The 15876-nt window shown below is 68.7% G+C and carries 21 protein-coding genes; 8 read left to right on the forward strand and 13 right to left on the reverse strand.

Annotated elements, in window-relative coordinates:
• Positions 1–22 precede the first annotated feature (22 nt).
• Together ACWF0M_RS18380 and ACWF0M_RS18385 are read right to left on the reverse strand one after the other, a co-directional pair.
• Positions 23–1813, reverse strand: coding sequence for a hypothetical protein (locus ACWF0M_RS18380; RefSeq protein ID WP_452236861.1), 1791 nt, complete (start codon positions 1811–1813; stop codon positions 23–25).
• Positions 1813–2370 carry a hypothetical protein gene (locus ACWF0M_RS18385; RefSeq protein ID WP_452236862.1) on the reverse strand — a complete coding sequence of 186 codons (558 nt, stop codon included), beginning with the start codon at positions 2368–2370 and terminating at the stop codon, positions 1813–1815. Before ACWF0M_RS18385 ends, ACWF0M_RS18380 begins: the two co-directional genes overlap by 1 nt.
• A 164-nt stretch (positions 2371–2534) precedes the next feature.
• Here ACWF0M_RS18385 and ACWF0M_RS18390 point away from each other — a divergent pair, with 164 nt between their 5' ends.
• Together ACWF0M_RS18390 and ACWF0M_RS18395 are read left to right on the forward strand one after the other, a co-directional pair.
• Positions 2535–3686 (forward strand): molybdopterin-dependent oxidoreductase, encoded by a 1152-nt coding sequence (locus ACWF0M_RS18390; RefSeq protein WP_452236863.1) that lies wholly within the window; start codon positions 2535–2537, stop codon positions 3684–3686.
• A complete protein-coding gene (locus ACWF0M_RS18395; protein WP_452236864.1) occupies positions 3683–4123 on the forward strand; it encodes a hypothetical protein in 441 nt (146 codons plus the stop codon). The genes ACWF0M_RS18390 and ACWF0M_RS18395 overlap by 4 nt, the downstream gene beginning before the upstream one ends.
• Here ACWF0M_RS18395 and ACWF0M_RS18400 read toward each other — a convergent pair.
• Positions 4066–4890: a 3-keto-5-aminohexanoate cleavage protein gene (locus ACWF0M_RS18400; protein ID WP_452236865.1), complete on the reverse strand. Its 825-nt coding sequence runs from the start codon at positions 4888–4890 to the stop codon at positions 4066–4068. The genes ACWF0M_RS18395 and ACWF0M_RS18400 overlap by 58 nt on opposite strands.
• Before the next feature lie 93 nt (positions 4891–4983).
• On the opposite strand from ACWF0M_RS18400, the gene dtd reads away from it, so the two are divergent.
• Positions 4984–5409, forward strand: a complete 426-nt coding sequence (dtd, locus tag ACWF0M_RS18405; protein ID WP_452236866.1) for a D-aminoacyl-tRNA deacylase — start codon at positions 4984–4986, stop codon at positions 5407–5409.
• 156 nt (positions 5410–5565) lie between these two features.
• On the opposite strand, the gene ACWF0M_RS18410 is transcribed toward dtd, so the two are convergent.
• From ACWF0M_RS18410 to ACWF0M_RS18440, 7 genes are all read right to left on the reverse strand, one after another.
• Positions 5566–6792 (reverse strand): choice-of-anchor P family protein, encoded by a 1227-nt coding sequence (locus tag ACWF0M_RS18410; RefSeq protein ID WP_452236867.1) that lies wholly within the window; start codon positions 6790–6792, stop codon positions 5566–5568.
• 303 nt (positions 6793–7095) lie between these two features.
• Positions 7096–7392: a DUF1416 domain-containing protein gene (locus ACWF0M_RS18415; protein ID WP_452236868.1), complete on the reverse strand. Its 297-nt coding sequence runs from the start codon at positions 7390–7392 to the stop codon at positions 7096–7098.
• A 1-nt stretch (position 7393) separates the two neighbouring features.
• Complete coding sequence (locus ACWF0M_RS18420) at positions 7394–8242, reverse strand: sulfurtransferase (RefSeq protein WP_452236869.1); 849 nt, start codon at positions 8240–8242, stop codon at positions 7394–7396.
• A gap of 13 nt (positions 8243–8255) precedes the next feature.
• Entirely contained in the window at positions 8256–8714 is a 459-nt protein-coding gene (locus tag ACWF0M_RS18425; RefSeq protein WP_452236870.1) for a DUF4395 domain-containing protein, read from the reverse strand.
• 284 nt (positions 8715–8998) lie between these two features.
• Entirely contained in the window at positions 8999–9853 is an 855-nt protein-coding gene (locus ACWF0M_RS18430; protein ID WP_452236871.1) for an RDD family protein, read from the reverse strand.
• 60 nt (positions 9854–9913) lie between these two features.
• Positions 9914–10345 carry a TlpA family protein disulfide reductase gene (locus ACWF0M_RS18435; protein WP_131345096.1) on the reverse strand — a complete coding sequence of 144 codons (432 nt, stop codon included), beginning with the start codon at positions 10343–10345 and terminating at the stop codon, positions 9914–9916.
• 45 nt (positions 10346–10390) lie between these two features.
• The gene (locus ACWF0M_RS18440; RefSeq protein ID WP_452236872.1) at positions 10391–10804 is read right to left on the reverse strand and encodes an HIT family protein; all 414 of its coding nucleotides are present in this window, start codon (positions 10802–10804) and stop codon (positions 10391–10393) included.
• A gap of 30 nt (positions 10805–10834) precedes the next feature.
• Between ACWF0M_RS18440 and arfB the strand changes: the two genes are divergently transcribed.
• Genes arfB through ACWF0M_RS18460 form a run of 4 tightly spaced genes read left to right on the forward strand, consistent with a single transcriptional unit; the run spans position 10835 to position 13077 of the window.
• Positions 10835–11260, forward strand: a complete 426-nt coding sequence (gene arfB / locus ACWF0M_RS18445; RefSeq protein ID WP_452236873.1) for an alternative ribosome rescue aminoacyl-tRNA hydrolase ArfB — start codon at positions 10835–10837, stop codon at positions 11258–11260.
• Positions 11261–11291: 31 nt separating this feature from the next.
• Positions 11292–11909, forward strand: a complete 618-nt coding sequence (locus tag ACWF0M_RS18450) for a hypothetical protein (RefSeq protein ID WP_452236874.1) — start codon at positions 11292–11294, stop codon at positions 11907–11909.
• Positions 11906–12472 (forward strand): hypothetical protein, encoded by a 567-nt coding sequence (locus ACWF0M_RS18455; RefSeq protein WP_452236875.1) that lies wholly within the window; start codon positions 11906–11908, stop codon positions 12470–12472. The genes ACWF0M_RS18450 and ACWF0M_RS18455 overlap by 4 nt, the downstream gene beginning before the upstream one ends.
• Positions 12469–13077: a hypothetical protein gene (locus tag ACWF0M_RS18460; protein ID WP_452236876.1), complete on the forward strand. Its 609-nt coding sequence runs from the start codon at positions 12469–12471 to the stop codon at positions 13075–13077. The genes ACWF0M_RS18455 and ACWF0M_RS18460 overlap by 4 nt, the downstream gene beginning before the upstream one ends.
• Here the strand turns inward: ACWF0M_RS18460 and ACWF0M_RS18465 are convergent.
• Together ACWF0M_RS18465 and ACWF0M_RS18470 are read right to left on the reverse strand one after the other, a co-directional pair.
• Positions 13040–14404 carry a hypothetical protein gene (locus ACWF0M_RS18465; protein WP_452236965.1) on the reverse strand — a complete coding sequence of 455 codons (1365 nt, stop codon included), beginning with the start codon at positions 14402–14404 and terminating at the stop codon, positions 13040–13042. The genes ACWF0M_RS18460 and ACWF0M_RS18465 overlap by 38 nt on opposite strands.
• A gap of 37 nt (positions 14405–14441) precedes the next feature.
• Positions 14442–14681, reverse strand: a complete 240-nt coding sequence (locus ACWF0M_RS18470) for a MoaD/ThiS family protein (RefSeq protein WP_131345109.1) — start codon at positions 14679–14681, stop codon at positions 14442–14444.
• A gap of 160 nt (positions 14682–14841) precedes the next feature.
• On the opposite strand from ACWF0M_RS18470, the gene ACWF0M_RS18475 reads away from it, so the two are divergent.
• Positions 14842–15555 carry a winged helix-turn-helix domain-containing protein gene (locus tag ACWF0M_RS18475; RefSeq protein ID WP_452236877.1) on the forward strand — a complete coding sequence of 238 codons (714 nt, stop codon included), beginning with the start codon at positions 14842–14844 and terminating at the stop codon, positions 15553–15555.
• Here the strand turns inward: ACWF0M_RS18475 and ACWF0M_RS18480 are convergent.
• On the reverse strand, positions 15552–15782 hold the full coding sequence (locus ACWF0M_RS18480) for a hypothetical protein (RefSeq protein WP_452236878.1): 231 nt from the start codon (positions 15780–15782) through the stop codon (positions 15552–15554). The genes ACWF0M_RS18475 and ACWF0M_RS18480 overlap by 4 nt on opposite strands.
• Positions 15783–15876: the final 94 nt, after the last annotated feature.

Consider the following 15876-nt stretch of genomic DNA (forward strand, 5'->3'; position numbering starts at 1 on the left):
TGGTCGACGGTGGTGCGTGGGGTCAGCGTCCGTCGCGGCCGCGGCCGCCGTCGCCGCCTCGGCCGTCGTTGCCGCGACCGCCGCGGTCGCGGTCCTGGTCGCGCTGAGCGGCCGGGGTGCCGGGGCGGTCATTGGTTGCGACGCTCGCGCTGTCGACCTTGACCTTGCTGAGCGGCTCCTGGTCTCCCCGAGTGTGCTCGAACTGCGCCTTCTCGTCGGGCGGGAGCTCCTGGGCCGGACCGCTGCGCTGCTTGTTCCCCTGGGTCGCTCGTGCCTCGGCGATCGCCGGGTCCTCGGCCGCCTTCTCCGGCGGACGCCTCTGCGTGCCCTGCGCTTGGCTGGTCGAAGGGCTCTCGGCGCCGGCCGACGCTTCGTTCTGGTCCGCGAACTGGACCCCGTTCTGTCCGACGGTGAAGGCCCGCCCGTCGATCCGGTCGAGGTTGACCGCCTCCGCCGACTGGGTCCCGCCCTGCTCCTGGCCTTCCGCATCCGGGGCGGACTGCTCCTGCCCCTGCTCCCCGCCGTGGACGGTCAGACTCGCGCCGTTCTCGCCGATCCGGTAGGAGGTCCCGTCCGACTCCTCGCTGGAGTTCAGCTCGATGTGTGAACCGTCCCGCTCGGTGTCCCACTCGACCACACGCTCGTTGGCCGCTCCGGGCGAGCTCTGCTCGGCTGACTGATCGACGTCGGTCTGCTGCGGGTCGTTGCCGTCGAGCGACGGTTCCTGCTGCGCGCCGTCCTGGCCGAGGTCCGTCCCGTCCTGCTGCAGGTTGTCACCGTCCGAGACGTACGGGCTGACCCCCTCCTGCTCCGCACCAGCCTCGGTCTGCCGCACGTTGTCCGCCTCCGCCGACGGCTCGTCCAACGCGTTATCCGCGTCGACCGACGGATCAGCCAGAGCGTTATCCGCGTCGACAGACCGGTCGTCCAGCGCGTTGTCAGCGTCGAGGGTGGAGTCTGTCTGCTGACCGTCCTGGTCGAGGTTGTTCTCGTTCAGCCGGTCGTTCGCGTCGAGCGCGCCCTCCTCGGCCACGTACGGGTTGACGCCCTCCTGCTCCGCGGCAGGCTCCGTCTGGCGCTCGTTGTCCGCCTCGGCCGACGGGTCGTCGAGCGCGTTGTCCGCGTCGACCTTCGACTCGTTCTCCGCCTCGAGGTCCTCCTGCCGGTCGTCGGCGTTCGGTTCGTCCTGTTCGTCGGCGAGCTCCGCCGCCTCGGCCGCGGCGCCGGCCGCCGCCCCGGCGGTGACCGGGTCGATGCCGTCCTCGCGATCCTGCTGGCGGTCCTGCTCCTGCTTACGCTTCTCCTCGTCCTCCCGGGCCCGGTCGTCCTCGCGCCGCTCGACCGCGTCGTCCACGCCGTCGCCGTCGCGGTCGTTGGCGTTGTCGTTCTGCTGGTCGACATCGTCCCGGCGCTCGGTCGCGTCGTCGCGGTGGTCCCGATCGAGATCGGTCCGGTTCTCGACCCGATCGTCGATGCCGTCCCGGTCGCGGTCGTTGTTCAGGTCCCGGTCCTGATCCTGCCGCTCCCTGTCGAGCTCGGTGCGCAGGTCCTGGTTCTGCGACTCGAGAGCATCAACCTGCTGCTGAGCCTGCGCGGCTTCGCGCTCGTACCGGGCGGTGCGATCGCGCACGTCCTCGTTCCGGTCGGGGTCAGGGCCCCAGCGGTCCTCGATGACTCCCCGCTCGATCCCGACGCGGCGCTTCTGCTGCGAGGTCAGGAGTCTCCACAGATCCTGCCCGTAAGCCTTGAAGCGCCTGAACTCGCGGACGATGATCTTGAGGAGGTCTTCGGCTTCCAGTTGATCTTCTGCCATCAGGCCACCTCGCTGGCATAGACGGAGTATCCGAAGCCGGCCGCGGTGTCGTCCGGCCCTGGCTGGGACGCGTACAGGTGGAACTCGCCGCCCGGCCGGAGCCAGACCGCCAAGTGCCGCCGGCGGCCGCGCCATTCCGGCGGGATGCGCAGGTCGTCGCCCGGCCCGACGTAGATCGGCGGACCCCAGTAGTGGCGTGCGAGCTCGAGGTGGCTCGGCCAGTGCGCGTCGAGGCCTTCCTCGGCCTGTGGCAGGTCCGACGCACCGATCTCGTACGCCGACCAGCCGCTGCGGGGCGACTCCGGCAGCACGGCGTCGGGCAGCACGAGCATCACCGTCTCGCGCTGGGTGACCAGACCCCAGGTATACCGATCGGGATCGATGGTGCCCGGGGCCCAGGGAAGCCAGCCGGTGGCGTCGGTGACGCGGTTGACCAGGGCACGGATCGCGTCCATGCCGGTGGCCGGCGGCCCCCAGATCGGCCGCCAGTCGACGACCTCGGCCAGATCGGCCATCGCCCGCTCGTCATCGTCGAACGACCGCTCCTGCGTCTTCACTCCGCCACACTCCTTCCGTCAAGTTTGCCCAGAGTATGCCCCGACCGGTGCCACCAACTCGGGTACAGACGCAGACCTGTGGATAACTGGTTCCGGGTACGCCGTTCGCGAGCAGTAACCGACGTACGCCGTACACAGGTCTCCGGTTGCGTTCTAGTAGAAACATGAAGCTCCCGGCCCCTCCGACGGAGAAGTCGTTCCCGTCGCCGTTGCATCACCCGCGGGTGGCGACGGTGATCGGCCGCTGGCTCGCGGCCGCCGTGACGATCTGCTTCCTGACCGGCCTCTACAGCCACTTCATCCAGGACACCCCGAGCTGGTTGCCGATCCCCAGCCGTCCGGCCTCGCTGTACCGCGTGACTCAGGGGCTGCACGTGCTGAGCGGGACCGTCGCGGTCCCGTTGCTGCTGGCGAAGTTGTGGACGGTCTACCCGAAGCTGTTCGCGAAGCCGCCGTGGCCTCCGAGCCGGCAGGCGCTCGCGACGATGCTCGAGCGGGCGTCGATCCTGGTGCTGGTCTCCGCGATGGCGCTCGAACTGTTCACCGGGTTCCTCAACACGCTGCAGTGGTACCCCTGGCCGTTCCCGTTCCGGCAGACGCACTACGCGCTGGCGTGGATCATCATCGGTGCCCTCCTGGTCCATCTCGCCGTCAAGCTCCCGTTGATCCGCGCGCACTGGCGGCGTACAGCCGAGCAGGTGCCGGACTCATTGCCGCCGGCAATCACCGGGCTCACCCGGCGCGGCCTGTTCCGGACCGTGGCGGGCGCCGCGACGCTCGTCGGCATCACGTCCGTCGGGCAGTCGGCACCCGCGTTCGGTCCCGTCGCTGTACTTGCGCCACGGAAGCCGAACATCGGACCGCAAGGCCTGCCGGTGAACCGTACGGCGGAAGCCGCCGGCGTCACCGGGATCGACGCGAACTGGCGCTTCATGATCGTGGGACCGCAGCAACTCGCCTACACCCTCGACGAACTCCGGGCGCTGCCGCAGAGCCGCTCCGAGCTGCCGATCGCCTGCGTCGAGGGCTGGAGTCAAGGCGCCCGGTGGGAAGGCATCCGGATCCGCGATCTGCTCGCGCTGTCCGGCGCGCCGACGCACTCACGGGTTCGGGTCGTCTCGATGGAGAAGGGCGGCTTCTACGCGACGAGCGAGCTGCCACCGGACTTCGCCGCGGATCCGCTGACGTTGCTGGCGCTCCGCTTGAACGGTGGTGAGTTGGCTTTGGACCATGGGTTTCCGGCGCGGATCATCGCGCCCAACCGTCCCGGGGTGTTGCAGACCAAGTGGGTCCACCGGTTGGAGGTCATCACATGAGGTTGCGAATCGGGTTACTGGTCGCCGGCGTGATGATGGCCCTGTGGGGTGTTTGGGAGTTGGTGCGGACCGTCGACATCCCAGCCCTGGTGCGGCTGCCGATTTGGCTGGGTGGGGCCGTGGTGGTGGACGACTTCTTCCTGGTGCCGCTGACCGTCGGCGTCGGTTGGCTCGTCGCTCGCTGGTCGATCGGCCCCGGCCGTCACCGCACGGTCGCTGTCGTGCGGACGACCTTGCTGTACGTCGGGATCACCAGCCTGATCGCGGTGCCGCTACTACTGCGCCAGGGCAAGGGCGTGAACCCGACCGTCCTGCCCCGTGACTACCTCCGCGACTGGTTATTGCTGGAGGCAACGATCATCCTGGTCGGGGTCGCCGGCTACTTCTTCACCTGGAGAAGGTCGCGGGCCTCGTCAGGAGACATCGGCGGCCGCTGAGCGAGGGTCGCCAGCGCGGCGGCGCGTTCGACGAGCTCGGCGTTGTGCGTGACCGGGTGGCCCTTCGCCAGCGTCAGCGTGTCCTCCATGCCGACGCGGAGGTTGCCGCCCTTCGACAGTGCGGCCAGCGCGACCGTCAACGACGTACGGCCGATGCCCGTGGCGGACCAGGACGTGACGGCGTCGGGGAGCGCGTTGACGGCGGCGACGAGCGCATCCGCCGTACCGGGCATGCCTCCGGGGACGCCCATCACCAGGTCGCAGTGCACGCGTCCGCCGTACGGCAGGCCGTACTTGTCGAGCAACCGGTGCAGCGCGGCGACATGACCCAGGTCGAACAGCTCGAACTCCGGAACGATCTCGCGCTCCTGGGTGAGCTGGAAGAGCTGCGTGACGAACGGCCACGGGTTCATGAACACGTCGTCGCCGAAGTTGACCGTGCCCATGGTCAGCGAGCAGGAGTCGGGTACGGCGTCGAGCACGCGGAGGCGATCCTCGTACGGATCGGTGACGGCACCGCCCGTCGAGAGCTGCACGATCAGCGCGGTGTTCTCCCGGACCGCGGCGACGGTCTCGGTCAGCCGGCCGAGGTCCAGCGTCGGCTTGTGCTCGCCGTCGCGGATGTGGATGTGGATCATCGCCGCTCCCGCGGCCTCGCAGCGCTTCGCCGTCTCGACCAGCTCGTCGAGCGTGGTCGGCAACGCCGGACAGTCCGCCTTCGCGGTCTCGGCACCGGTGGGAGCAACAGTGATCAGTGTCGACGCCATGGACGAATCCTGCCAGATCGCGCTTCGAAACGGATATTTGCCTGCCGGAGGATCCGATCACCGGACGATCTCCCGCGCGAGAAGATGTTTCTCATGAGAGCCGTAGTACAGCGAGTCAGTCAGGCGTCGGTCACCGTGGACGGCGAGGTGGTGGGGGCGATCGACGGGCCGGGCCTGCTGGTCCTGCTCGGCGTCACCCACGACGACACCCCCGAGAAAGCCGCCGCACTGGCCGCGAAGATCTGGACGCTGCGCATCCTCCACGACGAACGCTCCGCCGCCGACCTACAGGCCCCGATCCTCGCCATCAGCCAGTTCACCCTGTACGCCGACACTCGCAAGGGCCGCCGCCCGTCCTGGAACGCCGCCGCCCCGGGCCCCATCTCCGAACCCCTCTACAACTCCTTCTGCACCGCCCTGGAATCCCTAGGCGCCAAAGTAGAACGAGGCACGTTCGGAGCCCACATGGACGTCACCCTCACCAACGACGGCCCCGTAACCCTCATCCTCGACGCCTGAGCTCAACTTTGAGAAGCCACCAACCAAAAATCCGCTGCGGAAATGGTCGGTGGCTTCTCAAAGTTGGGGGAACAGACCGGCCCCCGGATCCGTGCGGGATCCGGGGGCCGGGGGTTCTGGGTCGGTGAGGTTCGACTCAGAGGGTGTCTGCTGCGATCAGCTGACGACGCCGGCGGCCGAGTGGCCGACGACAACCTTGGTGTTCAGGCTGTAGACGTCGACGACCAGCGCGTTCACCGAGATGTAGCGCTTCTGCCGCAGGACCTGGTTGAAGGTCAGGCGAGCAACACCCGGGATGTCCAGGGTCTTGTTCTCGCCGGTCGGGACGGCGTAGGACTTGCCGCCGACCTTGATGGAGGCGATCGTCGAGGACGAGCTGACGCCGCCCTTGCCGTCCTTGGTCTTCCACGCGGAGGCCGAGGACTCGATGGCGCCGACGGACAGCGTGCCGACCTTCACACCCGCGACGTGCGAGGTGAAGTTGATGTAGGACTTGCCCTCGCCGATGGCGCCGTTCTTGGTGGTGTAGACACCGCCGACGTAGGCGACCTTCGGGATGTTCAGCTCGCCGACCGCGACCCGGACCGTCTTGCCCTCAGTGCCCTGGCAGGTGGTCTGAAGCGACGTGGCGTCGGAGACGACCAGCTTGTCGGCCGTGGCCTTGGTGCCGTAGGCGTCACCGATGACCAGCGCGGTCGCCGGCTTGGAGATCTCCGCGCGGGTCTTCAGCACCGCGACGTCGACGCCCTGCGGGATGTACTGGTTCTTCACCGTCGCGTGCAGCACGACCGCCTGCGCGTACGAGTAGATGCCGGACGCGGTCTTCACGCCGCCGACACGGTTCAGCACGATGTAGCCCAGGCCCGGTACGGCGACCTTGGTGTTCGGCTTCGGGTTCAGCAGCGACGGCACCGTGATCGCGCCGATCCGCACGCCCGCGAAGGTGGTGCTGCCGGTGTAGGACAGCTGACCCTTCGAGTACTTCGACGTGGTGGTGGTCTTCACGCCGGTCAGCGTGAGCAGCGTGCCGACGCGGACGTCGGCGGCCACCGCAGTGCTCGTGACGCCGGTACCACTGGCGTTGTTGAAGCCGTGCGTGTCGGTCTTCACCGAGCGCGCGATCGCCTGCCCGTTCACGTTCGCCGCGGCGATGTCGTTCTTGTCAGCCTTGTTGGCGTCCGTGGTGCAACCGAACTTGCTGATCACCTGCGGGCCACTGTTCGCCAGCCCGGATTCGACATCGGTCCCGTACGAGTATCCGCTGTAGCCGAAAACCGGCGAGGCGGACGCGGAACCCGACGTCAGCGCAATCGTAGAAGCCACGCCGACTACCGCCGCAACTCCGACGGCGGCGAGCTTCTTGTATCCGATGCGGGGTCGCATTGACCCCTCCTCCCTGAGTGATGACGTGACCCGAAGTGCGGGTCAGGACACAGACACAACTCAGCCGATTGCGGTAGGTAACGAGCCGACCGCGCTCCGAGACCGAACCGTTACATTGCCGCTCGGTCCACGAGATTTCCCCGGCCCACCCGTAACCCGGCTGCGATGACCCGAAAACCCTGCCCGGTAAGCGGTCCCGGGCATGCCGAAGGGCCCGGACGCGCAAGGTCCGGGCCCCTCGGTGCTCACTTCAGGGTGGGCCACCGTCGGGTGGAGGTGGCACCTTCAGTAACGAACGACTGCTCAGACGGTGACGGCCACTTCCGCGACCGCGCCGTACTGCGCGACCACCTGACGGTCGACCGGCTCGGCCTTCGGGGCCAGCGTGCGCAGCGTCCAGTTGCCCGGCGCCGCGAAGAACCGGAAGTGCCCGGTCGCCGAGGTCGGGACCTCGGCCGTGAACTCACCGGTGGAGTCCAGCAGCCGCACGTACGCGCCGCCGACCGGCTCCTCGCCGCGCAGCACCTGGCCCTGGATCACGGCCTCCTTGTCGACGTCCACGCCCTTGAGGTCGAGGCCGCCCTGCTTGGCTCCGCACATGTCAGGCCTTCCCGGGCTCGTCGCCGAGGGCAACAGGTACGCCGACCAGCGAACCCCACTCGGTCCAGGAACCGTCGTAGTTCTTCACGTTCTGCTGGCCGAGGATCTCGTGCAGCACGAACCAGGTGTGCGCCGAGCGCTCGCCGATCCGGCAGTACGCGATGGTGTCCTTGCCGAAGTCCACGCCGGCGTCGGCGTACAGCTGCGTCAGCTCGTCGTCGGCGCGGAACGTGCCGTCGTCGTTGGCCGCCTTGCTCCACGGGATGTTCGCCGCGGTCGGGATGTGGCCCGCGCGCTGCGCCTGCTCCTGCGGGAGGTGCGCCGGCGCGAGCAGCCGGCCGGCGTACTCGTCGGGGCTCCGCACGTCGACCAGGTTCTTCACGCCGATGGCCTCGCCGACCTCGTCGCGGAAGGCGCGGATGTTCAGGTCCGGGTCCTTGGCGGCGTACTCGGTCGCGTCGCGCTTCACGACCTCGTCGGTCAGCTCGCGGCTGTCCAGCTCCCAGCGCTTGCGGCCGCCGTCGAGCAGCTTCACGTCACCGTGGCCGTAGAGCTTGAAGTACCAGTACGCGTACGCCGCGAACCAGTTGTTGTTGCCGCCGTACAGCACGACCGTGTCGTCGTTCTTGACGCCGCGGTCGGACAGCAGCGCCTGGAACTGGTCCTTGTTGACGAAGTCCCGCCGGACCGGGTCCTGCAGGTCGTCCTTCCAGTCCAGCTTGATCGCGCCGGCGATGTGACCGGCGTCGTACGCCGAGACGTCCTCGTCGACCTCGATCAGGACGACACCGGCGTCGTTCTTGTGCTCCTCGACCCAGTCGGCCGAGACGAGCGCGGATTCCCTGCTCATGTGGTGCTGCCTCTCAGTTGGTAGCGGTGGATGGCGTACGAATGCGTTGGATCAGCAGATAGGCCTCGCAGCCGAGGCAGAGCCCGACGGCCGCGTTCACGAACGCGGCGACCAGGGCGAATCCGGTGGCGACCACTCCCAGGACGGTCGCGCCGGTCAGGTACCCGACCAGACCGATGACCGCGAAGACGAGGCCGACCAGCTGGGCGAACCGCGGCGGGGCCGCGTCCTCCAGCTCCTTCGGCGGGCCCAGCCGGGGCCGGACCAGCCGCTTGAACAGCAGCCCGTACGGCGACGCGCCGACGCCGAACGCGACCGAGATCGCGAACACCACGGCTTGCACCGCGAGCGGCCACGGGTTGTTCAGTACGAGCGTCAGCGCCAGGACGACCGTGGTCACGCCGGCCGCGAACCGGAGACCGCGCGGATCGACCCGCTGTACCGCCTGTTGTGCCGCCTGTGGTTCGGACATGACGACTCCCGGTGAAGGAGGATGTCGAGCCGGAACCCGCCCGGGTCTGCGGGAGACGACGTGCGCGGAACCGTGCTCAGCGACCGGTTCCGCAGCGCTCTGGACGCCGCCTGGTCAGCGGCGTCGACACAGCGAAGAGCGGACGCGGCAGTTGTCCACTGCCCGTCGCTTCGTCAGCCATGTCGTGTAAACCACGTCATGAGACTACGGAACCTGGGCGGGCACGCCACCCGTGGTCCCATGACGTGAGACAACTGATCAAATTGTGGACAGCCAGTGGTGATTCAGACGCGCACCACGTTGGTCGCGGCGACCTTGTCGTGCAGTGCCTGCTTCTTGGTGTCCCAGAGCGGCCAGAGGTAGTCGAGCAGCACCGCGAGCGAGGCGACGAAGCCGATGACCGGGATCGAGCCTCCCAGGTTCAGGACCAGGATGAGGCCGGCTCGCTTCGCCGCGGCGCCGCGAGGCGGGTTGCCCGGCGCCTCCCGCAGCCGGACCGCGATCCCGGTCGCCATCTTGCCGGGGGTGCGGCCCTTCGTGACCAGGAACAGGTACTCGTACACGAACATGACCAGCGCCCCCAGCAGGGACGCCGGGATGGCCCACTTGAACACCTCTGGCGGGATCGAGACCGGGGTCGAACTGCCGGCCCGGGCGGCGTCCATGACGTCCTGCACCCAGGAGTTCATCACCTTGCTGGACTGGTAGTAGAAGTACCCGGTCAGCGGCAACGCGAGGAACCAGCCGATGATCCCGTCGATGATGCGCGCGAAGCAGCGCCGCCACCAGCCGGAGAGCAGCTGGCCGTCCGGGGTGGTGCCGGAACTCTGCCCCTGGTAGGCGAAGCCCTGGCCGCTCTGCGGGTACGACGGGTACGCCGGGTAGCCGCCCTGTTGCGGGGCCTGCTGGCCGAACTGTGTCGTCGGCTGAGCCGGCCCGCCACCGCCGTACACCTGTCCGTGCTCCGCGGTCTGCCCGTACGTCGGGACGTCGGGCGTCCTCGACTGGCCGAACTGCCCCTGGAACGGGGGTGGGCCCTCCTGCGGGCGGCGCTGATCCGTCCAGGCGCTGCCGTCCCAGTACCGCTGCTGGGTCGGGTCCTCGGGGTCGTCGTACCAACCTGCTACTTGGGAGCTCACCGGGAGAGTCTTGCCTACGGCCCGGTTCATTGGCCATCCGGTAGCGCGTACCGGACGCTCTCAGCTCGGTTGGCGGTCGATCGCGACGGCCAGCGCGGCGATCACGTCCGGCTTCCGCGGCGCTCCACTGGCGCGCTTCACCACGGCTCCGGTGCTGTCGAGCACCAGTGTGGTCGGCGTACGCAGGATGTCGAGCCGGCGTACCAGCTCGAGGTGCGACTCGGCGTCCAGCTCCACGTGGCGCACGCCGTCGACCATGCCCTCGACCTCGGCCAGCGTCCGCCGCGTGACCCGGCACGGCGCACAGAACGCCGACGAGAACTGCAGGAGCGTCGCCCGCTCGCCCAGCTCCCCACCCAACTCGGCGGCCGTCACCCGCTCCACGTCGTCCTCGCTCTTCCCGCGAAACCGCCCGTCGACCCACGCCTTGAGCACGCTGAGACCCACGCCGGCTACTACCGCCGCGACGAGTACCCACAGCCCAAGGCTCACAGTTACCCACGGTACGACGCCCCGTTCACAATTCAACCGGCCGTTTCACGTGCTGAGAAGGACCTGCGGATCCACAGCGAGGCGGTGGCGCGAGCGCCCGGTCGGCCAGGGCAGGCTGTCGTCGCCGTCCCCGGGGTACCGCGGGACCACGTGCAGGTGGAGGTGGTCGACACTGCGGCCGGAGCCAGGCCCACTGGCGTTCAGCAGGCAGACACCGGTCGCCCCGAGCCTCGCCACCATCTTCTGCGCGATGCGCTGCGCCAGGTCCATCACCTGGGTCAGGTCGTCCGGCCGAGCGTCCAGGAGACCTGCGGTGTTGTGATGTCGCGGTATCACCAGCGTGTGCCCCGGAGCGATCTCCTCACTGGGCAGCGGGAGGAACGCGACCGCCGCGTCCTCCTTCGCGATCCAGCGGGCCGAGTCGGCGGAGATCAGGCCGCAGAAGACACAGGCATCCATCTGGTGATTGTGCTCCGGTCTAATAGACCTGTGGAGAGTGGAGTGACCGTGCGGTCAGGGGTGGTGATTCCCGAGGCGGAGCTGATGTGGCGGTTCTCGCGGTCGAGCGGACCGGGCGGGCAGTCCGTGAACACCACGGACAGCCGGGTCGAGCTGAGCTTCGACGTCGCGGGTACGTCGGCGTTGAGCGACGTACTGAAGACGCGCGCGCTGGAGCGGCTCGAGTCGCGGCTGGTCGACGGGGTGGTGACGATCGCCGCCTCGGAGTACAAGTCGCAGTGGCGCAACCGGGAGGCCGCGCGGGAACGGCTGGCCGTGCTGATCCGGGAGGCGATCGCTCCGCCGCCCCGGAAGCGGCGGCCGACCAAGCCGAGCAAGGGGTCCGTACGGCGCCGGCTGGACGACAAGAAGCGCCGCGGCCAGACCAAGCGACTCCGCGGCCGGCCGGACGACTGAGGCGGCCCTCTAGCTGGATACGCTTGCCTGCGTGCAGGAAACGGGGAGCGGGGGGACGGAGCCGGAGGAACTCCCGGAGTTCCAGGATCTCAAGGTGCGGGGCCGCTCGGTCCGGACGTGGGCGATCAGCGCCGGCGCCGTACTGCTGGTGGTCTCGGCGGCCTTCGGCGGGCTGAAGAAGGCCGGCGACGAGACTCCGCAGGTGGACGCCGGCACCGCGATCGACGCCGGCCAGTTCGAGGTGACCGTCCAGCGGGTCGTCACCGTGAAGGACCTGAAGCCGCTGTTCACCCCGGACGACGGCGGGGTGCTGATCGCGGTCGTGACCAAGCTGAAGGTCACCGACGACACCGGCACGACACCGCCCTCGGACCTGATCCGGCTGATCGGCGTACCCGGCTTGAAGGACACCGACCCGCCGCTCGGCACCACGAACCTCCGCGACGCGACGATGAACCCGGTGCTCACCCCGGACGCCGCCGAGGACGTCGCGTACGTCTGGAAGCTCCCGAAGGCGAGTCAGTTCCCCACCGAGGTCAAGCTAACCGTGCAGGCGTATGACTTCCAAGAATCTGTCCTGGACCACCACGACAAGTGGATGCCGGACAAGATCGCCGCAGAGAGCACGGTCCCAGTGAAGGCCAAATGACGCGCCGAAAGCTGCTGAACGTCGGCCTCACGCTCGCTGTACTGGTCGCAATCGTCGGCCTGTACCGGCTCACGCCGACGCAGAAGGACATCCAGGAACCGACCGCGGCGAAGGGCATCGTCGGGCGCGCGGTGCAGACGCCGCGGTTCGACCTGACCGTCGACAACGTACGGGTCGGGAAGAAGCTCCGGATCCCGCACTCCACGCCGGACCGCGACTCGCTGACCGCCTTCGTGGTCGTCGACGCGAGCGTCACCGCCAAACGCGAGCCGATGCACATCTTCGACGTCCGGATCCGCTCCGGCGACGGCATCACGTACCTCGGCTCGAACCGCAGCGGTCTCGACCAGGTCGACCTGACCGGGGCCGAGTTCGCGCCGGACATCCCGGTCCGCGGCTCGTTCGTGGTCGAGATGCCGGCCGACAAGGTGCCCGGGGCAACGTTGCTGGTGATGGAGAAGTCGATCCTGAACGACCTCGAGCCACAGGTCACCGTGCCGCTCGGCTCAGACACTCCGAAGCTGGAAGACGTCGTGACGCTGACCGCTGCGAGCGACACGTGAGCGGCGCGCGCCGGGCCCGCCGCGGCTGGTTCCGGAAGAACACGGTCGCGCTCGCGACGCTCGTGGTGGCGATCCCCCTCGCCGGGTGGTGGACCACGCGCAGCGACTACAAGTCCTGGTACGACACTGAGCCTCGCGATCCCGTCACGGTGTCGGCGGGCGGTACGTCGTACAACGGCGCCACCTGGTACGCCGCCAGCGTCGAGGAGAACCCGCAGCCGTTCGAGAAGGGTCTCGACCAGGACGCGCTACCCGAGGGGACCACGCGGATCCGGGTGTACTTCCGGCTGCAGGTGGACAACCTCTCCGCGCTCGACGGGCTCGGCGGGTGCCAGGTGCATCTCCGGGCGCCGGACGGCCGGATCTGGGACGAGACCGTCATCGCGGACGACTACCAGGACCGTCCGACCGGTTGCAGCGGCGGCTCCGACGACAAGCCGTCGAGCTGGCGTGGGGCCGCGGCGCCGTACTACCTGAAGCCGGTGGCCGGGAAGCCGTTCGAGACAGTCGCCGTGTTCGTCGTACCGTCATCCGTCGCCGGCAGCGTGCAGCCGACGATCACGTGGGCTACGAAGCTCCCTCAGTACCTGGCATTCCCGAGGTAGCGGCGCTCAGGTCGGTGACACCATGGTCGCCGGCCGACTGCTCGTGCACCGCACGGGTGCGCGGGGTCAGGTAGCCGGCCAGGCCGCCGATCATCCGGTCGTACGCGGCGGCGAGCAGGCTGACCTGCAGCATGATCTTCAGGCCGTCTGTGATCAGGTTCAGCGGCTCGTCGATGACCTGCCAGAACTGCAGCGTGTGCGGTCCGAGAACCCACAGCTTCAGGGCGATCCACACTGCGCTCGCGGCGAACGTGACGACCGCCCAGGCCAGGAAGTACCCGAGCATCGGCCGCAGACCGGAGCGGACCACCAGGCGGAACGCTTCCAGGACAGGGGTCCAGCGGTCCTTCCAGTCGGCGACAACCGAGTTCCCGGCGACGCGGACGATCCGCGGCGTCTGCTGCCAGCGGTGCGTGAGGCGGTCGAACCGCCAGCGCGGCTTGTCGAGCTTCTGCACGACGCGGCCGTAGATGATCGCGGTCATGGTGATCCACATCAGCGGGAGCACCGCAGCGTTCCAGAGGTCCCCGATACCCGCGGCGAGGAACCCGGTGACCGCGTCCCACACCTCACGGACCTGGTCGACGCCCAGCACGTGGTCGAGCACCCAGGTGTACCCGTCGTGCAGCCACTGCCAGACCTGGCGCTCCTTCAGCCACGTCTTCGGCGACGGGATGTACGAAGACGCCTGATAGATGACCACGAAGATCCACAGCGCCTCCAGGTAAGTGACGAACAGCTTGCGGACCGCGCCTTCGCTTTCCTTCTTCCACTTCTTGAACACGAACCGCAGCAGGTACGCCGTGACGCCGAGCCCGATGAACAACCAGGTGGACAGCGACTGCAATCCCGTGGACTGCGGCGCGACTGTGCCTCCGGTCAGGACCGTCGCGGCCGTCTCGTTGACCTTGTGGACGGCCAGTTGGTACTCGTAGTCGAGCGCCTCGTTCTGCAGGAACTTGTAGGCGGCGTAGAACGCCAGGAACGGGAGGAGCGCCGCAGCGAGCGCGTCCAGCGGCGGGTGTTCGCGGCCGGGCTCCACACCGTCCGGGGCAAGCGTGCCCTCGGCGACAGCCCTGCGGTGGAACGGCAGCTCGCCGCGGAGGACCAGGAACATGGTCACGTACATCGCCAGCGAGACCACCACGAGCAACGCCAGTACGGCGATGCCGGCAGCCTCAGCCTTGGCGCCTGCCTGGACCGCTACCCACTGCAGGCCCCGGTGCGCCAGTTGGGCGACCAGAAACACCGCCAGAAGGCGCGGCCACGCCTTCCCGAACAGGACCCCCGCGCGACCCACCGTAGTGAGCAGCGTCCCCGACTCCATCGCCACGGCGACGAATGTACCTGCCGAGGAGGCCTAGTCAGCCACCCGCGAAAGGCGGGAGAGCGTCGACGAGGGCGCCCTGGGTGAGCGGTGTGCCCGGCTCGGCGCGCTCGCCGTCCAGGAGGAACGTGCAGATCGACAGGACCCGCGCCAGCTCCGGCCGATCGGTCGAAACCGTGGTGACCAGGTCGCGGATCGAGCCCGCCTCCGCGGTCGCCGACGACTCCCCGGCAGCCGAGCGTGCGGCGGCGAAGTACCTGATGGTCACTTCCGGCATCTGGTCCGCGCCTCACTAATCGGTTAAGTCTCGGCTATTATGTCAGCTTGCTGTTAGACCCAGTGTGTCCCAGGCCCCCGGCAACGACGCCGTCGGGGCCTGACGTGCACGAGGACCGGATCGCGGCCACCGGATTCGATGATCAGCACAAGGAGACGGCGTGAGTACGTTGCTTCTGCTGACGAACGCCTTGCAGGCCTCCACCGAGGTCCTGCCGTCGCTCGCCCTGCTCCCGCACCAGATCCGCATCCTGCCGGCGGAGGTCTCCGCGCTCGTCGACGCGCCGGACTCCGACGCCGTGCTGCTGGACGCCCGCCGCGACCTGGTCGCCGTCCGGAGCGCCTCCCGGCTGATCCGCACGACCGGTATCGACGTACCGCTGATCCTGGTCGTCACCGAGGGCGGCCTGACCGCGATCAACGCCGACTGGGGCGCGGACGACGTACTGCTCGACACCGCCGGCCCGGCCGAGATCGAGGCCCGGCTGCGACTCGTCATCGGCCGCCTCGCCGCGACCCGCAACGACGAGCCCGAGTCCACGCTGATCCGCAGCGGCGACGTCGTGATCGACGAGGCGTCGTACACGGCGAAGCTCAACGGCCGGGCGCTCGACCTGACCTACAAGGAGTTCGAGCTCTTCAAGTTCCTCGCGCAGCACCCGGGCCGGGTATTCACGCGCGAACAGCTGCTCCAGGAGGTCTGGGGCTACGACTACTTCGGCGGTACGCGGACGGTCGACGTGCACGTACGGCGCCTGCGCGCGAAGCTCGGCCCCGAGCACGAGGCCCTGATCGGCACCGTCCGGAACGTCGGCTACCGCTTCGTGGTCCCGCCGACGCCCAGCACTCGCGAGCCTGTCGAGGCCACGTCCTAGAAGAAGAACTTCAGCAGGGTGAAGGCCAGCGCGGCCGCCGTCACGAGGGCCGCCTTCCAGGACCCGACGCCCTGCCGGAACGCCGCCACGAACACCCCGACGGTGACCGGCACCAGCATCACCAGCAGGGTGACCCCGGCCGCGTGAACGCCGACGTGCGACTGCGCCGTGAGTATCAGCCCCACGACGAACGCGAACGTCAGCCCGAGCCAGGTAGTGATCTGCACCGGACCGTCCGCGCTGCGATGCCCGCGATGCGAAGCTCTGGGAGCCCGCCGGTTCGAGGTCGGAGCAACGTGCGACATCGCTCACCTTCCGTAA

The sequence above is a fragment of the Kribbella sp. NPDC055110 genome, from assembly GCF_053607525.1.

What these genes read in the sequence shown, in the direction of transcription:
- ACWF0M_RS18380 (WP_452236861.1), bottom strand. Translation starts at nt 1,813, where the DNA reads ATGGCAGAAGATCAACTGGAAGCCGAAGACCTCCTCAAGATCATCGTC.
- ACWF0M_RS18390 (WP_452236863.1), top strand. Translation starts at nt 2,535, where the DNA reads ATGAAGCTCCCGGCCCCTCCGACGGAGAAGTCGTTCCCGTCGCCGTTG.
- ACWF0M_RS18395 (WP_452236864.1), top strand. Translation starts at nt 3,683, where the DNA reads ATGAGGTTGCGAATCGGGTTACTGGTCGCCGGCGTGATGATGGCCCTG.
- ACWF0M_RS18400 (WP_452236865.1), bottom strand. Translation starts at nt 4,890, where the DNA reads ATGGCGTCGACACTGATCACTGTTGCTCCCACCGGTGCCGAGACCGCG.
- dtd (WP_452236866.1), top strand. Translation starts at nt 4,984, where the DNA reads ATGAGAGCCGTAGTACAGCGAGTCAGTCAGGCGTCGGTCACCGTGGAC.
- ACWF0M_RS18410 (WP_452236867.1), bottom strand. Translation starts at nt 6,792, where the DNA reads ATGCGACCCCGCATCGGATACAAGAAGCTCGCCGCCGTCGGAGTTGCG.
- ACWF0M_RS18415 (WP_452236868.1), bottom strand. Translation starts at nt 7,392, where the DNA reads ATGTGCGGAGCCAAGCAGGGCGGCCTCGACCTCAAGGGCGTGGACGTC.
- ACWF0M_RS18420 (WP_452236869.1), bottom strand. Translation starts at nt 8,242, where the DNA reads ATGAGCAGGGAATCCGCGCTCGTCTCGGCCGACTGGGTCGAGGAGCAC.
- ACWF0M_RS18425 (WP_452236870.1), bottom strand. Translation starts at nt 8,714, where the DNA reads ATGTCCGAACCACAGGCGGCACAACAGGCGGTACAGCGGGTCGATCCG.
- ACWF0M_RS18440 (WP_452236872.1), bottom strand. Translation starts at nt 10,804, where the DNA reads ATGGATGCCTGTGTCTTCTGCGGCCTGATCTCCGCCGACTCGGCCCGC.
- ACWF0M_RS18455 (WP_452236875.1), top strand. Translation starts at nt 11,906, where the DNA reads ATGACGCGCCGAAAGCTGCTGAACGTCGGCCTCACGCTCGCTGTACTG.
- ACWF0M_RS18465 (WP_452236965.1), bottom strand. Translation starts at nt 14,404, where the DNA reads ATGGAGTCGGGGACGCTGCTCACTACGGTGGGTCGCGCGGGGGTCCTG.
- ACWF0M_RS18470 (WP_131345109.1), bottom strand. Translation starts at nt 14,681, where the DNA reads ATGCCGGAAGTGACCATCAGGTACTTCGCCGCCGCACGCTCGGCTGCC.